The organism is Chitinophaga hostae (genome assembly GCF_018224885.1).
Classification (GTDB): Bacteria; Bacteroidota; Bacteroidia; order Chitinophagales; family Chitinophagaceae; genus Chitinophaga; species Chitinophaga hostae.
The window spans coordinates 63,591-80,236 of record NZ_JAGTXB010000021.1 but is presented as its reverse complement, the minus strand read 5'-3'; the positions used below and the strand labels follow the sequence as shown (position 1 = coordinate 80,236).

Sequence of the window (16,646 nt, the reverse complement as noted above, 5' to 3'; positions counted from 1 at the left end):
CATGCATAAATATGCGGTTACCCTTACAATGTTGCTGTTATTAGCGCTGCGGCTGATAGCACAGGACAGCCTGTCCCTGGAAAAATTTAACCGGGAGCGTATCGGGACTACCAAAACAGCCATGGTGGTGCTGGGTGGCTGGTCGGTCGCTAACATCGCCACAGGACTGATAGGCATGGGACAAACCAGCGGGGAAGCAAAGTATTTTCACCAGATGAATGCCATCTGGAACGTGGTAAACCTGGGTATCGCCACCGCCGGCTACTTCGGTAACCGCAAACTCAATCCCGGCAGTTATAATATGCAGGGCAGTATCAAAGAACAAAACAAAATTGAAAAGATCTACCTGGTCAACGGTGCATTAGATGTTGCCTATATCCTGGGTGGACTTTATGCCCGGGAGTACGGGAAAAACCAAACCGGCAAAGAACAGGACCGTTGGAAAGGCTATGGTGCTTCTATTATATTACAGGGCGGCTTCCTGTTACTCTATGATGCCGTAAATCTCACAATCCATCACCGCCATGGAAAAACACTCTATAAAAAATTTGATGCCATGCAGATTACGTTTGCACCAGGTCGGGTAGTGGCGGCGCTTAACTTCTAGGATGTTGTGTTACCCAGGATTTTTCTTGCCCAGGATTAACGGTGATTATGATGATTCCAAGGATTTTTTCTTGTGATTATAATTTGATTTTTAAAAGATTCGGGAAGATCTGAGCGAATTTATCCGCTCAGATCTTCCCGAATCTTTTAAAATCAAAAAAGAAAAATCCTTGGAATCATCATAATCACCGTTAATCCTGGGCAAGAAAAATCCTGGGCAAAAACAACATCCGCGTTCATCAAAAAGTCAGGCATTCCCTGATTTTATTTTTTACATTTATGCAACCGATTGTTTTTCTCGATCGGCCAATAAAATCAAGCATAAACAACAGTACACTATGAAGAGAAGAGACTTTCTTAAAACCGGTAGCATGGCCGGTTTGGGAGCAGGTTTAACCATCCTCAATTTCCCCGTTTTCGGGAAAAACGCCCCCAGCAATAAACTTGTGCTGGGTGTGATGGGGGTAAATTCAAGGGGTAACTGGCTGGCGCAATGTGCTGCCAAATTGCCCGGAGCCGAAATAGGCTATATATGCGACGTGGAAGACGGCGCCATCGCCAAGGGACTGAAAGCCGTTGCAGGCGCACAGGAAAAGAAACCAACGGTTATTAAAGACATCCGCAAATTACTGGAACGCAAGGATTTCGATGCGCTGATAGTAGCTGCACCGGATCATTGGCATGCACCGGCGGCTATTATGGCTACTGCAGCCGGTAAACACGTGTATGTAGAGAAGCCCTGCGCACATGAACCGGGAGAGGGAGAAATATTGCTGGAGGCTGCAAAGAAATACAATCGCCTTGTGCAAATGGGCAACCAGCGCCGTTCCTGGCCTAACCTGCAGCAGGCAGTAAAAGAAGTGAAAGAGCAAAAGGTATTGGGTAACGTGTACTATGGAAGGGGATGGTATGTAAATAACCGCGAACCCATCGGTATCGGCAAAAAGATACCGGTACCGGCTACACTGGATTGGGACTTATGGCAGGGCCCCGCACCCCGCCGCGATTATCTCGATAACATCGTTCACTATAACTGGCACTGGCGCTGGAACTGGGGTACCTCCGAAACCTGCAACAATGCTACCCATGAGCTGGATTGTTTACGCTGGTTTATGGATGTGGAGTTTCCTACCAGGGTAACTTCTGCCGGGGGCCGTTATGCCTATCCGAAAGATGACTGGGAAACACCCGATACCCAAACCCTCAATTTCGAATTTGAGGGCGGTAAAGCGATTGCCTGGGAAGGCCGCAGCTGCAGTCCTTTCAACCTGGAAGGCAGCGGGCGCGGATTCGCCTTGTTTGGCGAAAATGGCAGTCTGTATAACTCCGGAGGCGATAGCTACAAACTCATTGATCCCAAAGGAAAAGTGATCAAGGAAGTGAAACAGGCCGCAAACCCTAATCAGAGTGTAACCAATACCGTTAGTCCTGCCGGTGAATTTTACGATGCTGTGCATCTCAACAATTTCCTGGAAAGCATTCGCGGTAATGCTAAACTGAATGCTGAGATCAATATTGGCTACCGCAGCACCCTGCTTTGTTTGCTGGGTAATATTGCTCAACGCACCGGCCGTATTTTACATACCGACCCTTCCAATGGGCATATCCTCAACGATAACGAGGCTATGAACATGTGGAACAGGGAATATGAAAAAGGCTGGACACCTAAAGCCTGATTTTAATCTTTTTATAAAGGAATTTTGAGTGATGGTGATCGGCAACCGGAACCTGTTTTTTAAAAAAATACGCTCATCTTTTGATAACCGGATCTCAAAATTCCTTATCTTCGCATTGTCTTGAAACCCTTTCTCCTATTACGTTTATAGACTAGCAATAAATATAATATCTTGTTATCTCCCATAACTTTTTGTTATTGATATTATTTGTTTAAGGAATGTGGTTAACCTACTTTTGACTTACCTGTAATTTTTTATAACCAACCATACCAACCACGAAGTTGCGCGTTCCCCGGAGGGATGAATTGATGGAGTTTTTACAACAATCTCAATACCTGTCAGTATTACTGATAGGCTTAGTAGTAGGCTATTTATCCGGTTTACTCGGTAAAGGAGGCAGTGCTATCAGCACACCGGCCCTGCAGATATTTGCCGGTGTTAATCCTTTCTTTGCCCTGGCATCGCCTTTACCGGCATCGATAACCAGTACTTTATCGGCTACGGCGGTATACAGCAAAGAGAAGCTTTTCAATAAACGGGTGATCCTGCTGGGCGCGGCATTTGGTGTGCCCGCTACCGTTATCGGCTCCTGGCTGAGTAGCTATTTGCCGGGTAAGTCGCTGATGATTATGACGGCCCTGTTTATTATGGCCACAGGTCTGTCCCTGATGTATTCATTTATGCGGGGAAAACCGGTGGGCGAAGTGAGACTGGAAAGTGCAGATGTGCCTGCTGGTAAGCTAGTGGCAGCCGCTCTTTTCATTGGCTTTTTGTCGGGCCTGCTGGCAAATGCAGGGGGCGTGTTATTCAGCTCTTTCTTTATCAGGAAATTAAAAATGCCTATCAAACAGGCGCTGGCCTGTGCAGTAATATTATCGGCGGTGCTGTCGGTACCCGGTGCATTAACACACTGGTGGCTGGGGCATATAGACTGGAACATTGCTTTATTGCTGTCGCTCACTGCATTTCCTGCTTCTTACCTGGGGGCTAAAACTGCTGTTAAAATGAAAACACCGGCCCTCGAAAAATTATTTGCACTTACCCTTATCGTATTTGGGGTATACGACATCTTCTTTACTATCTGGAAGTAATCAGGCGTGCGCCCTCATTTTATGGATGGCTTCCTGCTCAAATGGCGGCAGCGAACTTACTATCAGCTCGTAGGCATTTTGCAGAAACGTTTCCAGTTCCGGTTCCGGCAGCATGTCCTCCTGTTTCAATTGTACCCAGTGATACCTGGCCAGATGCGGTGCAGGCACGATCCCCGGTCTTGATATCAATTGATGGAATTGCGATTGACTGCATTTGAATGAAACCCGATGGGGCGGCTCCAGGGAAATCATGCAAAACAACTTTTCGCCTACATAGAAGCGCAGCTCATTGTCCCACTTTTCTTCAGTGATGACAGCCGGGAGTGACCGGCATAAATCGAGGGTATGATCAAACATAACAGCAGGTTTTAAAGAATATTATATAACGCCGTTTTTTTAGGACGACAATTCGTTGAATAATTTACATGCACAGACTAACATATTAAAATATGAAGTATGCGTGTCTACTGTAAATCTAGGCTGTAAATAGTGAATGAAACTGCATTATAAAAATAGGAAATAAAACGCAATACTGAATGTTAAAAAGTGATAGCGGGTGTAAGAGGAAATGATCTTTTTCGCAACCAGACGGTCTCTGGTTGAAATGTAATATTTTTTATTAATCAAAATTTAATCATTGGTAGGAAGCTTAAAGCTTAAAGCAAAAAGCCATTGAAGCGGATGGGGACTGGTATCGCTTCAATGGCTTTTTGCCTTTTATCTTAAACTTTAATGTGTTTTTGCCCAGCGTGCCATCTTTTGTTCCAGTACGGAAAGCGGTACACAGCCGTCTTTCAGCAGCTCATCATGAAAAGAGGAGAGGCTGAATTTGGAGCCTAGCTCCTTTGTATACTTGTTTCGAAGCTCATGGATTTTAAGTTCCCCGATCTTGTAGGAAAGTGCCTGCCCGGGAATAGCCATATAACGTTCTATTTCGGCGGTCGCCTCCTGTGTAGACAGTGGTTCATTGTCCATCATGTATTTGATAGCCTGTTCGCGGGTCCAGCCTTTGGTGTGTAAACCAACATCCACTACTAAACGAATAGCGCGGTGTATTTCGTCAGTGAGACGGCCAAAGTACATATAGGGATCGGTGTAGAGCCCCAGTTCTTTCCCAAGACTTTCACAGTAAAGGGCATATCCTTCGCCGTAGGCGCCAATCCATGAAAAGCGCCGGAATTTAGGCAGTGAATCGTTTTCCTGTTGAAGGGATATCTGGAAGTGGTGACCGGGAATGGCTTCATGTAAAAACAGGCATTCCATACCAGTGTAGGGAAACGTAGTGGCATCGAGGATGGGCACGTAAAATACGCCTGGACGGGTGCCATCGGCGCTGCCCTGTATATATTCGGCAGAAGCGGAGGCGGCGCGGTAGGCTTCTGTTTGACGGATTTCGAATTTTGTTTTCGGGAGATGACCGTACATTTTTTTAACGCCCGGCATGATCTTGCTTTCAATCGCCTTGAAAGAATCCAGGATGGCAGCGGGTGTTTTAAAGATGCGGAGCTTTTTATCGGCCCTTACAGCGGCAAAAAACGCAGGCAGGTCACCTTTGAAGCCGGTACTGTTTTTCACTGTTTCCATTTCACCGCGGATACGGGCCACTTCTTTTTCTCCCAGGGCAAAAATTTCTTCCGGGGTGAGATTAGCGGTCGTCCAGCTTTTGATCAGGAAAGCATAATAGGCCTTCCCATCGGGAATATCGCCAATACCGCTGCTGCTGCGGGCCTTGGGCAGGTACTCCTGTTGCATGAAATCGCGCAATTTGGCGTAAGACGGAAGAATGTATTTTTCAACGGCAGCGGCGTAATCGGTTGTCAGCGCCGCTTTTACGGCAGCTCCCAGCGAATCGGGGATCGCTTTAACAGGCGCGTAAAAAACGTTGTTGGCAGTATCCTTTTTGGCCAGGTCTGCTACCTGGGGAATGACTTTCACCACCAGGCTTTTAGGCAGCACATAGCCAGTGGCAATACCCCGGCGCATATTGGCGATGGCCGTATCAGTCCATATAGCAAACCGTTCCATACGGTGCATGAAATTATGGTAGTCCTTTTCTGTTTTAAAGGGTTGGGCAGAGGAGCCTGATCCCAGCTGGGCCAGTGTTAAGGGCAGGCAGGTAAACTGCTGTACCGGCATCAGGTGGTCATGAAATGAGAGTGCTTCCCGGTTTACATCAAATTCCCGTTGCAGCATATCGTAGGTAATACGGTCGTTACCGGATAATGCGGCTGTATCAATTCCCTTAATGGCCTGCTGGTAGCTGGCATAGAAGGAGTCTGCTTTTGCCCGGAAAGCTTCGCTGATATCTATTGGCAACTGATCGTTGTACTGGTTCTCGCCGTTTTGGGTCGCCTGCAAAGGATTGAGGGCCATGTTTTCGTCGTAGTAACGGGCCGCCAGGTGATGCAGGGAGTCCTGCGTGGCCTGGGGCGTACTATGCTGAACCGGTTGCTGGCATGCGCCGGCAAGCAGGGTTCCCAGCAGGAAGAGGTAGCCTTTTTGTTGTAACCTGAACATAATGAAGGGTTGTGAATAAGAAGTAATTTACCGTTTTCTCCAAAAAAAAAGCATTCCGAAGAATCGGAATGCTTATTTAGAACAGTGAACAATGAAAAAAAAGATAAAAAATATTATTTAAGAACTTTTATGCGAATACTCTTGAAAGAAACCTCATTTCCGTGATCCTGTAACAGGATGTGCCCCTCAGGCCACAAACCAAAATTCTTCCAGCTTTTATACTTGCTGATGGCTACCAGGTCTTTGAAAGCCTGGGAACCACGCTCATATTCCAATACTTTAAATCCATTTAACCAGTGCTCTACGTGGTTATTTGGATACACAATAATACGACCTTTGTTCCATTCTCCAATAGGGTTGATGGCACGTTTTTCCTGTTTTCTTGTCATGAGGTCGTAAAGACTTGCTAACGTGCGGTTTCCGTCGCGTCCCAATTTCGCATCCGGGTGCTTTTCGTCGTCCAATACCTGGTATTCGAGACCGATAGCAGATTTACCACCTGTTTCATAGGTTTCGCTTACAAAGTACTTCACCCCACTGTTCGCGCCTGGCGTGAGTTTGAACATAAATTCCAGTTCAAAGGCGCCGTATTGTTTTTCGGTGACAATATCGCCGCCGCTGCCTTCTTCATCTCCGGTAGAATGACCAATGGTCAATACTCCGTCCTGCATGGACCAGCCGGTGGCAGGGAAGTTTTTCTTGTAAACGCCCCTCCAGCCTTTGCTGGTTTTACCATCCCATAGTAACTGGAAGCCATTTTTCTTTTCCTGGCCGGAAATAGTGTTATCCACATTGTTAACCACATAGATGTTATCATATGGAGAATATTGGGAAGCAGCGGGGTTTTCGATCAGCCGGATGTTTTTCCAATAGATGTTTTTGTTGTCATCCGCTGCATTTTTACCGATACCATGTACCTGCAAGGCAATAAAACCCTTTGGCAGTGCGGTATCTACAAGGTGGGCGGTTGGCACACCGTTTACCCAGGTCCGCATTTCATTACCACGGCATTCGATACGGTATTTGTTCCAGCCGTCTTTTTTGAAGGCATGCTGACCGGCAGGATTCAGTTCCATCGGGTACTGCCAGCCTCTGCGGCCTTCTTCATATACACCACCGCTCCATTTGCGGTCGGAAGGATCTATTTCCATCTGGTAGCCGAATACACGACCGTTCTGGTAGTCAGATCTGCTCTGGCTGCGGAACTGGATGCCCGAGTTAAACTCTTTTCCCAGCTTGAATTCCAGCTCCAGGATAAAATCACCATAGTCTTTATCTGTTGCCAGGAAAGAGTTAGGCGTGTTCATCACGGTGGTACCCACTATTTCACCATTCTCCGCATGATATTTCGCTTCCCCGCCCAGCTGTTTCCAGCCTTTCAGGTCTTTACCATTGAAAAGCTGCTGCCATTGGGCTTTCTGCGCAAAAAGGCCACCATACATGCAAAGAAAGGTGCCACATAAAAGGATCGTCTTTTTCATAACTGAAACGTAATAAGACGAGCAAAATAAACAATGAATTTCATTTTTACAACCGATTGCAAAAGATTTTATTTTTTAAATCTGTGATAATCCGGCCACTATTATGTTCCGGGTAAATTTCGAATAAAATAAAATATGCAAACGATTGCAGTAATCTAAAATTATCTTATTTTGGTTCCGAAAGAACCAGAAGAGACAGCCAAAAATCTAACTTAAGTATCCTTTATTCCACAATTTCATTAAACAACGTTATGAAAATGCTTTTTTCACGTATGGTCTGTATGGTAGCGTTCTTGCTATTTCACCAACTTATCATGGCACAGAGTAACCCGATTACAGTTGAAGGTAATGTGCTGGATGCACAGAAAGTGCCGCTTGTAGGAGTTACCGTTTCCATCAAAGGAAAAAACATGGGTACCCAAACCGATGTAAAAGGGCATTACCGCATGCAGGTAAAAGAGCCATCCAATGCCGTATTGGTATTCACTTTTATCGGATTTGCCACACATGAAGAATCACTGAACGGACGCAAAGTTGTATCCATTGTATTGGACGAAGACCGTAAAAAACTGGAAGAAATTGTAGTGGTCGGATATGGCCAACAGAAGAAAAAAGATGTAACCGGCGCCATTTCATCGGTAGGTACGAAATCGATCCAGGACGTGCCGGTAACCAATCCCCAACAGGCTTTACAAGGCCGTGCTCCAGGGGTGGAAGTACTCAATAACAGCAGCAAACCCGGCGATGAGCCCACTGTGCGTATACGTGGTAGCCGCTCTCTCAGGGCCGGTAACGACCCGCTCTATGTGGTAGACGGTATTCCTTACGCAGGGAGCCTCAGCGATATCGGTACAGGAGTAATACAATCGATGGATATTTTGAAAGATGCGTCCGCAACAGCCATCTATGGCTCCAGGGGCGCCAATGGTGTGGTGCTCATTACCACCCAGAGAGGTAAGGAAGGAAAACCCGTGGTGTCCTACAGCGGCTCCTACGGATATGTACAACAGCTCGGCGAATCAGACATGATGGACGCCAAACGCTTCATAGAAATGCGCCGGGAAGCTAATCGCACCCTCGGCAAATACGATGATGCCAACCCGGATGCATCCGATAAAAAAATCTTCAATGCCGTTGAATACGCCAATATCCAGAAAGGAACAAATGTAGACTGGCAGAAGCTGATGATTTCCCCGGGATATCAAACCAATCATGCCCTCAGCGTAGCCGGCGGTACAGAAAAAACAAAATACACCGTGGGGCTGGGCTACTTCAAAGATCAGGGCGTACTGAAACTGCAAAGTTATGAACGCTATAATTTCAATTTCGGTATCGACCAGCTGATCGGCAACCGGGTTCACGTAGGAGCTACCCTTTTAGGGGCTTACAGCGAACGCAATGGCGAAACATACAACGGGATAGACAATGCCCTGAAAATGCTGCCAATTGCCGCCCCTTACGACGATAATGGAAAATTGATCACTTACCCAACCGGCGATAGTCAGCAACCCAATCCATTGCTGGATTATGTACCAGGCAACCGTGTGGAACTGATGAAACGCTTCCGTATTTTCACCAGCCTGTTTGCAGAAGTAGAGATCATTGATGGTTTGAAATACCGCCTCAATGTGGGCCCGGATATTCAGCACTACAACTATGGCCTCTTCCAGGGGAAAAACAATACGAACCTGCTCATCGGCGGCGGCGATGCAACGGCTAACAAAGGAAATGCGTCGACCATGGCGTATACCATCGAAAACATCCTGACGTACAATAAACAGATCAAAAAACATTCAATCGGTTTTACAGGCCTGTACAGCGTTCAACGCCAGAATCTCGATTTTTCTACTACCAACGTAAGAGGTATACCGGTGGAAACACAGCTGTATTATAACCTGGGCCAATCACTCAATGTTACAGGAGTAACCAGCGGTCTGAGTTCCTGGACTATCCTCTCCTACATGGGCCGCCTGAACTATGGTTATGATGACCGGTTTCTGGCTACCCTCACCTTGCGCGCCGACGGATCCTCCCGTTTTGCACCGGGTAAAAAATGGGGCTATTTCCCTTCTGTAGCAGTAGCCTGGAACATGATCAACGAAAACTGGCTGAAAGGTCAGCATATCCTGGATAACCTGAAACTGCGTGCGAGCTATGGCCGTATCGGTAATACCGGTATCAATCCATACGCTACACAAGGTAACCTCAGCAGGATTCCTTATTCCTTCGGCAATAAAGGCGTGCTGGGCTTTGTACCGCTTGATCTGCGTAATCCCAACCTCACCTGGGAATCTACCACCTCTACCGACATCGGTATTGATTTCGGATTCCTGAACGGACGAATCACCGGTGTGATGGAATGGTATAACCAACATACCACCGACCTGCTCATGCCACAAACACTGCCATTCAGCAATGGATTTAACGAAGTGCTGATGAACCTGGGCTCCTCTCAGAACCGTGGCTTTGAATTCGGATTAAGCGCCGCCATCATCGATAATCCAAATGGATTTAGCTGGAAAATGGACGCCAACCTGTTCTTCAACCGGTCAAAAATCCTGTCGCTGGGTGATGGTAGAACTGCTGATGTGGGAAATGCCTGGTTTGTTGGTCAGCCTACCTATGTATACTACGACTTTAAGAAGGTAGGAGTATGGCAGGACAAAGACGCCCAGCTGGCGAAGCTCTACAACGTGAAACCTGGTGAAATCAGGCTGGAAGATGTTAATAAAGATACGCTGATCGATGCTAAAAACGACCGCCAGATCCTGGGATCTCCGGAGCCTAAATGGTCGGCAGGTACCACTCAGCGTTTTTCTTATAAAGGATTTGAATTGTCGATCGTTGCCTTTGCACGCGTAGGAAGCATGATCAAAAGTGATTTCTACCAGAACTATAACACCCTGTTTGGACGTTATAACAACCTCAACATCGACTATAACACACCGGCAAATCCTACCAACGATTTTCCAAGGCCCAATGCCAACCAGGAAAGGCCCAGCAACTACCAGTCGCTCAGCTATTTTGATGGCTCATTCTTTAAAATCAGGAGCGTAACACTCAACTACTCGTTCCCCGATGCAATGGTGAAACGCATGCGTATGCAGGATCTGCGGGTCAATGTAGGCGTTAAAAACCCGATGATCCTGGCGCCTTATCGCCAAACATGGAAAGGAGTGGATCCTGAAGACGTAAACGTGATCGGTATCGACGCCCCGGCTACCTGGATGTTGCAATTCGGAATAAATGCCAAATTTTAAAATCAACCGGTCCTGATTAAACATCTTTAAAAGAAAACGTTATGAGATATATAATTCCTGCCATCATGCTGTTCACCGTTGCTGCTGCATCCTCCTGCAATAAAATGCTGGATGAAAAAATAGTTACCAACGTAACAGATGATTTCTATAATACTAAAGCTGGTTTTCAAACGGCCGTAAACGGTTCCTATGTGTCTATGCGCAATTTCTACAGCACGGAAAGAGGCATGACGCTTACCGAAACCGGTACCGATATTGTTACAAATGGTTCCGACGGAAACTATAAATATACGAGTCAGTATACTTCACAGCTGGACTCCCGCTATGACCATGTCCGCGAGGTGTGGAACAGCTTCTATCAAACCATCAACGCTTGTAATGTAGCGATAGACAGGGCCGGCAAGATTGCTGACCTGGACGAAGCCACCAGGAAAAAAGGAGTAGCAGAGGCGCTGTTTTGCAGGGCGCATTACCACTTTGTGCTGATGCAGTTATTTGGCGCTATACCCTTACGCCTGCACGAAAACACGGAAATTGTAAGAGAAGCCAATCGTGATCCGGTGCCCGCTATTTACGATGCAGTGATCAGCGACCTGCTGGCCGCAGAAGCCGAATTACCCGCCACACAAGCAGAATGGGGACGCGCTACCAAGCCTGCAGCAGAACACCTGCTGGCAAGAGTATACCTGACCCGTGCCTCCTCTCCCCAGGCCAAACCGGACGATTATGCAAATGCCGCCAAATATGCAGACATGGTGATCAAAAACTATGGATTTAAATTACTCACGGATGTTGGACAGGTATGGGCACAGGGTAAGGAAAACAATGACGAAACCATTTTCGCTGCGCAGTATACTACCGATGCGATTTATGGTTATCCGGACAACAACGCCTGCCGCTTTTTCCTGATGCAATATGACGTGTTGAAAGGCATGAAGCGCGATCTGCCCAATGGTACGCCCTGGAAGCGTTTCAGACCTACAAAATTCCTGATAGATACATTGTATAAAGACAGGGTACACGATGTGCGTTACGAAAAATTCTATACCGTCGTGTGGAAAACGAATGCGCCTATCGACAACCTGAAAGCCGGTGATACCGCTGTTTTCCTGCCCGGATATGATGTTTCAGATGCCGTGATCGCCAGCAAACCTTATATGCTGGTACCACCAAGACTGTATACAGAAAAGCTGTATCCTTCTCTGAATAAATTTGCGGATGCGCTGCGTCCTGATAACCAGGCTTCCGGTGTAAGGCCTTTTATCGCCATGCGCCTGGCAGAAACCTACCTGATAGAAGCTGAAGCGCTGATGATGCAAGGCAAAAAACAGGAAGCTGCCGATCTTGTAAACGTGATCCGCTGGAGGTCTGCCCGTATTGGTACTACCCCGGCCGAAACGCAGGCTAACCACGACGCGATGACGGTATCTGCTGCAGATATGAATATTGATTTTATCCTCGACGAAAGAGCCAGGGAGCTGGTAGGAGAACAAATGCGCTGGTTTGACCTCACCCGCACCCACAAACTCCTGGAAAGGGTTAAACTGCATAATGAGGACGCCCGGAATAATATCAAGCCAACCCATGTATTACGACCTATCCCACAGGATCAGATCGACAGAAGTACGAATAACTTCCCGCAGAACCCGGGATACTGATTTAGCTTTTAGGCATTAGCTGTTAGCTTTTAGCTAATGCAGCGAACCAGCTTTTAGCTTTTAGCCGTTAGCTTTTAGTAAATGCAGCGAACCAGCTTTTAGCTTTTAGCCGTTAGCTTTTAGCTAATGCAGCAAACCAGCTTTTAGGTATTAGCTGTTAGCTTTTAGCTAATGCAGCGAACCAGCTTTTAGCTTTTAGTAAATGCAGCGAACCAGCTCTTAGCTTTTAGCTAATGCAGCGAACCAGCTCTTAGCTTTTAGCTGTTAGCTTTTAGCTAATGCAGCGAACCAGCTCTTAGCTTTTAGCTGTTAGCTTTTAGTAAATGCAGCGAAGATCATTGATGGTCTTCGCTGCATTTACTAAAAGCTAAAAGCTAATGGCTAACAGCTAAAAAGCACTATATTTATCTGGAAATAACCCTCGCATTTATGGCCCAGAAGAAGATATTATTACTAACCGGTGACTACGCAGAAGACTATGAAACAATGGTTCCTTTCCAGATGCTGCAAATGATTGGTCACGAAGTACATGCCGTTTGTCCTGATAAGGCCGCCGGCGACAAGATCAAAACAGCGATTCATGATTTTGAAGGCGATCAGACTTACAGTGAAAAGCCCGGACATGGGTTTGTGCTCAACGCCACCTTTAATGATGTAGCCGGTGCGGATTACGATGCACTGGTGATTGCAGGCGGCCGTGCGCCGGAATACCTGCGTTTAAACAGGAATGTGCTGGAGCTGGTAAAGCATTTCTTCGTGGAAGATAAGCCGGTGGCCGCTGTTTGTCATGGTATCCAGATCCTCACTGCCGCTGATGTGGTACGGGGTAAAAAATTGACAGCTTACCCGGCTGTGGCGCCGGAAGTAACAGCTGCCGGAGGTACTTACGTTTCGGTAAACGTTTATGAGGCGGTAGTAGATGGTAAGCTGGTAACAGCTCCCGCATGGCCGGCTCATCCGCAATGGATAGCAGCCTTTCTGCAGGTACTGGGAACCAGTATCACGCTTTAGAAATTTATTATCTATAAAAAATTGATTACGAATTATATAAAGAAAGTTTAAATTATCTTTCTGTGGATTTTCAAATTAAACTGTCATTGCTTACCTTTGCAGCCAAATTCAGGAGGCTATCCCTGCATTGGCTATTGATAATTCGTAATTCGTAATTGATTTTTATATATGTCCGGACAGCTTAAAGAAGTTCGTAACCGAATCAAGTCTATTCAATCTGGTCAGCAGATCACCAAAGCCATGAAAATGGTAAGTGCTGCTAAATTAAGACGTGCACAGGATGCTATCATGCTGATGCGCCCTTATGCTGTAAAGCTCCAGGAAATGTTGCAGAATATTGTTTCCAACAGCGAAGGCAATATTGATACGCCGCTGGCGGCGCAACGTTCCGTTGAAAAAGTACTGATTGTGGTAATTACTTCAGACAGAGGTTTGTGCGGCGCCTTCAACTCTAACCTGATTAAAACTGCCAAACGCGTTATCCGCGAAAAGTATGCTGAACAGTTTGAGCAGGGCAATGTAGAAATCCTGCCGATCGGTAAGAAAGGTTACGACCATTTTGTACAGAACGGTTATAAAGTAAACGATAAATTCTGGCAGATCTTTGCAAATCTGACCTTCGATCATGTGAAAGAGGCAGCTGCCGTAGCATTGAACGGGTTTATTGATGGTACCTACGATGCCGTTGAAATTGTGTACAGCGAATTTAAGAACGCAGCCACCCAGGTATTTGTTTCTGAGCAGTTCCTGCCAATTTCAAAGGTTGAAAACCAGGATAAAAGCGGTCTGAAAGCAGACTTCATTTTTGAGCCTGAAAAAGAAACCCTGATTGCTGAGCTGATGCCTAAGATCCTGAACACACAGTTCTTCAAGGCCATCCTGGATTCTCATGCTTCTGAGCATGGCGCCCGTATGACTGCGATGGATAAGGCAACAGAAAACGCCAGCGAAATGCTGCGTACCCTGAAAATCTCTTACAACCGTGCACGCCAGGCGGCCATTACCACTGAGCTTACAGAAATCGTGAGCGGTGCTGCAGCATTGGCCGGATAAGTACTGTAAGGCAATTTTTTAGCACGAAGTCAACAATTGAATTAATATTTTCAGATTAGGGTCAAAGACTGTATTTTCGGTCTTTGACCTTTTTTGTAAATCGACACCTCCTGTTAACGTATGGAAATATCACAGATCATCCCGCACGTGGAAGCATTAATTTTTGCGGCCGACAGGCCATTGCCTTTGCTGGAAATAGTGGATCTGCTCAACAATGCATTGGCTTTCCTGGAAGACCGTACCAACCTGGATCAGGTAGAAGCCGCCATGGAGGCCATCAGGGAAAAATACAGCTCTGAGTTTTATGCGTTTGAAGTACGTAGCAGCGGCGGTGGCTATCAATTCCTTACCAAAAAAGATTATTATCAGACCGTAGCGCAACTCAATGGTGATAAATTCCTGAAGCGCCTGTCAACAGCCGCTCTCGAAACACTGGCCATCATCGCTTACCGGCAGCCTATTTCCAAAGGAGAAATAGAATATATCCGCGGTGTAAGCACCGATTATTCTATACAAAAACTCCTGGAAAAAGAACTGATTGTTATTACCGGCCGTAGTGAGGACCTGCCCGGTAAACCACTGCTTTATGCCGTGTCCCGTTCCTTTATGGACTATTTCGGGATCAGCTCTGTGGCCGACCTGCCAAAGCTTAAGGAGCTGTTTGATGAAGAAATGGTGCAACCCACCCTTATCAACGATGAAACAGCCACCCTGGGCCGTGGTGAACATAGCAGCCATACCTCTGAGCCTGAAACCGAAACTGCACATTCCCTCATGGTGTCTGAAGATGGCGAATTGCTGGATCCCGATCATCAACTGGATACCCTTGCCTCACCGGAAGAAGAACAACCCGCATCAGAAGACGAAGAAGTGGAGCCGGATGACGAAATTGTTCGGTTTGATGATATTATAGAGGAAGCAAACGAAGAACTCGCGACCGAAGAGGAGGAAGAACAGGGAGAAGAAAATGAAGAGGAAGAAGAGGATGGGAAAGATGAAAACGAAGAAGAAACGGATGAAGATCCGGATGGCATTGTAGAAGATAGCATCTCCGGAAATGATATAAAAACGGAAGAAACAGGCGTAACGGAAGCTGAAACAGCCGACGTTGAAGAAGAAGAAGAAAATGAAGATGAGGAGGAAGATGATGAAGAAGAAGATGAAGAAGATGATGATGATGAGGAGGAGGAAGAGGATCAAAGCGATGAAGATCCGGACGATATGATGGAAGATGACATCATGGGAGAAAAGCTACTGGTAATTGGCGGAGGGGAAGCGGATGATGATGAAGAGGAGGACGAAGAAGAGAAAGAAGAAGATAAGAAAAAGGAGGATGATAAAGAGGATGACAAGGAAGAGGATGACGAAGACGAGGGCTTCTGGAAATAACATAGTACCATACCGGTTATAGAAAGCAACGGCTGTGCCCTGAGGGTGCAGCCGTTGCTTTTTATACTACAGCGTTGCAATTACACCGGCAAAAAGACTGCTCAGCAGCTTATCCGCTTTACCCGCTACTGCAATAATTTCTTCAATAGAAACGGGATGCAGGTTGTCGGGATCACATTCGTCAGTAACCACGGAAACCGCCGCGCAGGGGAGTTGCAGCTGGTTGGCTACAATTACTTCGGGTACGGTACTCATGCCTACGAGATCGGCGCCTATCATACGGAGGAAGCGGTACTCAGCCCTTGTTTCCAGGTTAGGTCCCATAACGGACACGTATACACCGCTTTTTAATGTAGTACCCAGGGAGATCGCAGTAGCTTTTAATTGTTCGCCCAGCGCAGGATGATAGGGCCGGCTCATATCAGGGAAGCGGGGACCATAGGCAGGTGCATTAAGACCACGCAACGGATTTTCCGGTTGCATATTAATATGATCTTCCAGCAGAATGAGATCCCCTTTTTTAAAGGAAGGGTTCATACCACCGGCGGCATTACTGAGCAATAGTTGTTGAATACCCATGGCTTTCATCACACGAACAGGAAAGGTGATCTGTTGCATCGTATAGCCCTCATAGTAATGAAAGCGGCCCTGCATCGCTACCACCGGTGTGATACCGATATGTCCCAGTATCAGGTGTCCTTTATGCGATTCTACCGTCGATTCCGGGAAATGAGGGATCTGTTGATAAGGAATGGTATGCGCGATCCTGATATGATTCACGAGTTCGCCCAGGCCTGTTCCCAGAACTACACCTACGCGGGGTTGCTCAAAGGGAAAGGATTGCAGGTAGCTGGTAGCTGCTGCTATTTGTTGAAGTAACAGATCCATAGTTGTTGAATTTGCT

At 46.6% G+C, this 16,646-nt stretch carries 12 protein-coding genes; 8 read left to right on the top strand and 4 right to left on the bottom strand.

The genetic code is table 11. The annotated features are described in order from the left end of the window. Window position 1: 1 nt before the first annotated feature. The 3 genes from KE626_RS28525 (at window position 2) to KE626_RS28515 (ending at window position 3,373) form a co-directional block, all read left to right on the top strand. Entirely contained in the window at window positions 2-607 is a 606-nt protein-coding gene (locus KE626_RS28525) for a DUF6992 family protein (RefSeq protein ID WP_211976473.1), read from the top strand. A gap of 337 nt (window positions 608-944) precedes the next feature. After that, window positions 945-2,282 carry a Gfo/Idh/MocA family protein gene (locus KE626_RS28520; protein ID WP_211976472.1) on the top strand — a complete coding sequence of 446 codons (1,338 nt, stop codon included), beginning with the start codon at window positions 945-947 and terminating at the stop codon, window positions 2,280-2,282. A 281-nt stretch (window positions 2,283-2,563) separates the two neighbouring features. Then, window positions 2,564-3,373 (top strand): sulfite exporter TauE/SafE family protein, encoded by an 810-nt coding sequence (locus KE626_RS28515; RefSeq protein WP_249207756.1) that lies wholly within the window; start codon window positions 2,564-2,566, stop codon window positions 3,371-3,373. Here KE626_RS28515 and KE626_RS28510 read toward each other — a convergent pair whose 3' ends face one another. From KE626_RS28510 to KE626_RS28500, 3 genes are all read right to left on the bottom strand, one after another. Beyond that, entirely contained in the window at window positions 3,374-3,730 is a 357-nt protein-coding gene (locus tag KE626_RS28510; RefSeq protein ID WP_211976471.1) for an MmcQ/YjbR family DNA-binding protein, read from the bottom strand. Window positions 3,731-4,102: 372 nt separating this feature from the next. Further along, window positions 4,103-5,890: a DUF885 domain-containing protein gene (locus KE626_RS28505; RefSeq protein WP_211976470.1), complete on the bottom strand. Its 1,788-nt coding sequence runs from the start codon at window positions 5,888-5,890 to the stop codon at window positions 4,103-4,105. Between the two features lie 113 nt (window positions 5,891-6,003). Next, window positions 6,004-7,371, bottom strand: coding sequence for a 3-keto-disaccharide hydrolase (locus tag KE626_RS28500; RefSeq protein ID WP_211976469.1), 1,368 nt, complete (start codon window positions 7,369-7,371; stop codon window positions 6,004-6,006). Between the two features lie 314 nt (window positions 7,372-7,685). On the opposite strand from KE626_RS28500, the gene KE626_RS28495 reads away from it, so the two are divergent. The 5 genes from KE626_RS28495 (at window position 7,686) to scpB (ending at window position 15,742) form a co-directional block, all read left to right on the top strand. Next, window positions 7,686-10,631: a SusC/RagA family TonB-linked outer membrane protein gene (locus KE626_RS28495; RefSeq protein WP_211976468.1), complete on the top strand. Its 2,946-nt coding sequence runs from the start codon at window positions 7,686-7,688 to the stop codon at window positions 10,629-10,631. 41 nt (window positions 10,632-10,672) lie between these two features. Continuing rightward, a complete protein-coding gene (locus KE626_RS28490) occupies window positions 10,673-12,289 on the top strand; it encodes a RagB/SusD family nutrient uptake outer membrane protein (RefSeq protein ID WP_211976467.1) in 1,617 nt (538 codons plus the stop codon). A 429-nt stretch (window positions 12,290-12,718) separates the two neighbouring features. Next, window positions 12,719-13,300: a DJ-1/PfpI family protein gene (locus KE626_RS28485; RefSeq protein WP_211976466.1), complete on the top strand. Its 582-nt coding sequence runs from the start codon at window positions 12,719-12,721 to the stop codon at window positions 13,298-13,300. 168 nt (window positions 13,301-13,468) lie between these two features. Then, window positions 13,469-14,353, top strand: coding sequence for an ATP synthase F1 subunit gamma (gene atpG / locus KE626_RS28480; RefSeq protein ID WP_211976465.1), 885 nt, complete (start codon window positions 13,469-13,471; stop codon window positions 14,351-14,353). Window positions 14,354-14,473: 120 nt separating this feature from the next. Continuing rightward, window positions 14,474-15,742, top strand: a complete 1,269-nt coding sequence (gene scpB, locus KE626_RS28475) for an SMC-Scp complex subunit ScpB (RefSeq protein ID WP_211976464.1) — start codon at window positions 14,474-14,476, stop codon at window positions 15,740-15,742. Between the two features lie 66 nt (window positions 15,743-15,808). Here scpB and KE626_RS28470 read toward each other — a convergent pair whose 3' ends face one another. Then, window positions 15,809-16,630: a purine-nucleoside phosphorylase gene (locus tag KE626_RS28470; RefSeq protein WP_211976463.1), complete on the bottom strand. Its 822-nt coding sequence runs from the start codon at window positions 16,628-16,630 to the stop codon at window positions 15,809-15,811. Window positions 16,631-16,646: the final 16 nt, after the last annotated feature.

What these genes read in the sequence shown, in the direction of transcription:
- KE626_RS28525 (WP_211976473.1), top strand. Translation starts at nt 2, where the DNA reads ATGCATAAATATGCGGTTACCCTTACAATGTTGCTGTTATTAGCGCTG.
- KE626_RS28520 (WP_211976472.1), top strand. Translation starts at nt 945, where the DNA reads ATGAAGAGAAGAGACTTTCTTAAAACCGGTAGCATGGCCGGTTTGGGA.
- KE626_RS28510 (WP_211976471.1), bottom strand. Translation starts at nt 3,730, where the DNA reads ATGTTTGATCATACCCTCGATTTATGCCGGTCACTCCCGGCTGTCATC.
- KE626_RS28505 (WP_211976470.1), bottom strand. Translation starts at nt 5,890, where the DNA reads ATGTTCAGGTTACAACAAAAAGGCTACCTCTTCCTGCTGGGAACCCTG.
- KE626_RS28500 (WP_211976469.1), bottom strand. Translation starts at nt 7,371, where the DNA reads ATGAAAAAGACGATCCTTTTATGTGGCACCTTTCTTTGCATGTATGGT.
- KE626_RS28495 (WP_211976468.1), top strand. Translation starts at nt 7,686, where the DNA reads ATGGCACAGAGTAACCCGATTACAGTTGAAGGTAATGTGCTGGATGCA.
- KE626_RS28490 (WP_211976467.1), top strand. Translation starts at nt 10,673, where the DNA reads ATGAGATATATAATTCCTGCCATCATGCTGTTCACCGTTGCTGCTGCA.
- KE626_RS28485 (WP_211976466.1), top strand. Translation starts at nt 12,719, where the DNA reads ATGGCCCAGAAGAAGATATTATTACTAACCGGTGACTACGCAGAAGAC.
- atpG (WP_211976465.1), top strand. Translation starts at nt 13,469, where the DNA reads ATGTCCGGACAGCTTAAAGAAGTTCGTAACCGAATCAAGTCTATTCAA.
- scpB (WP_211976464.1), top strand. Translation starts at nt 14,474, where the DNA reads ATGGAAATATCACAGATCATCCCGCACGTGGAAGCATTAATTTTTGCG.
- KE626_RS28470 (WP_211976463.1), bottom strand. Translation starts at nt 16,630, where the DNA reads ATGGATCTGTTACTTCAACAAATAGCAGCAGCTACCAGCTACCTGCAA.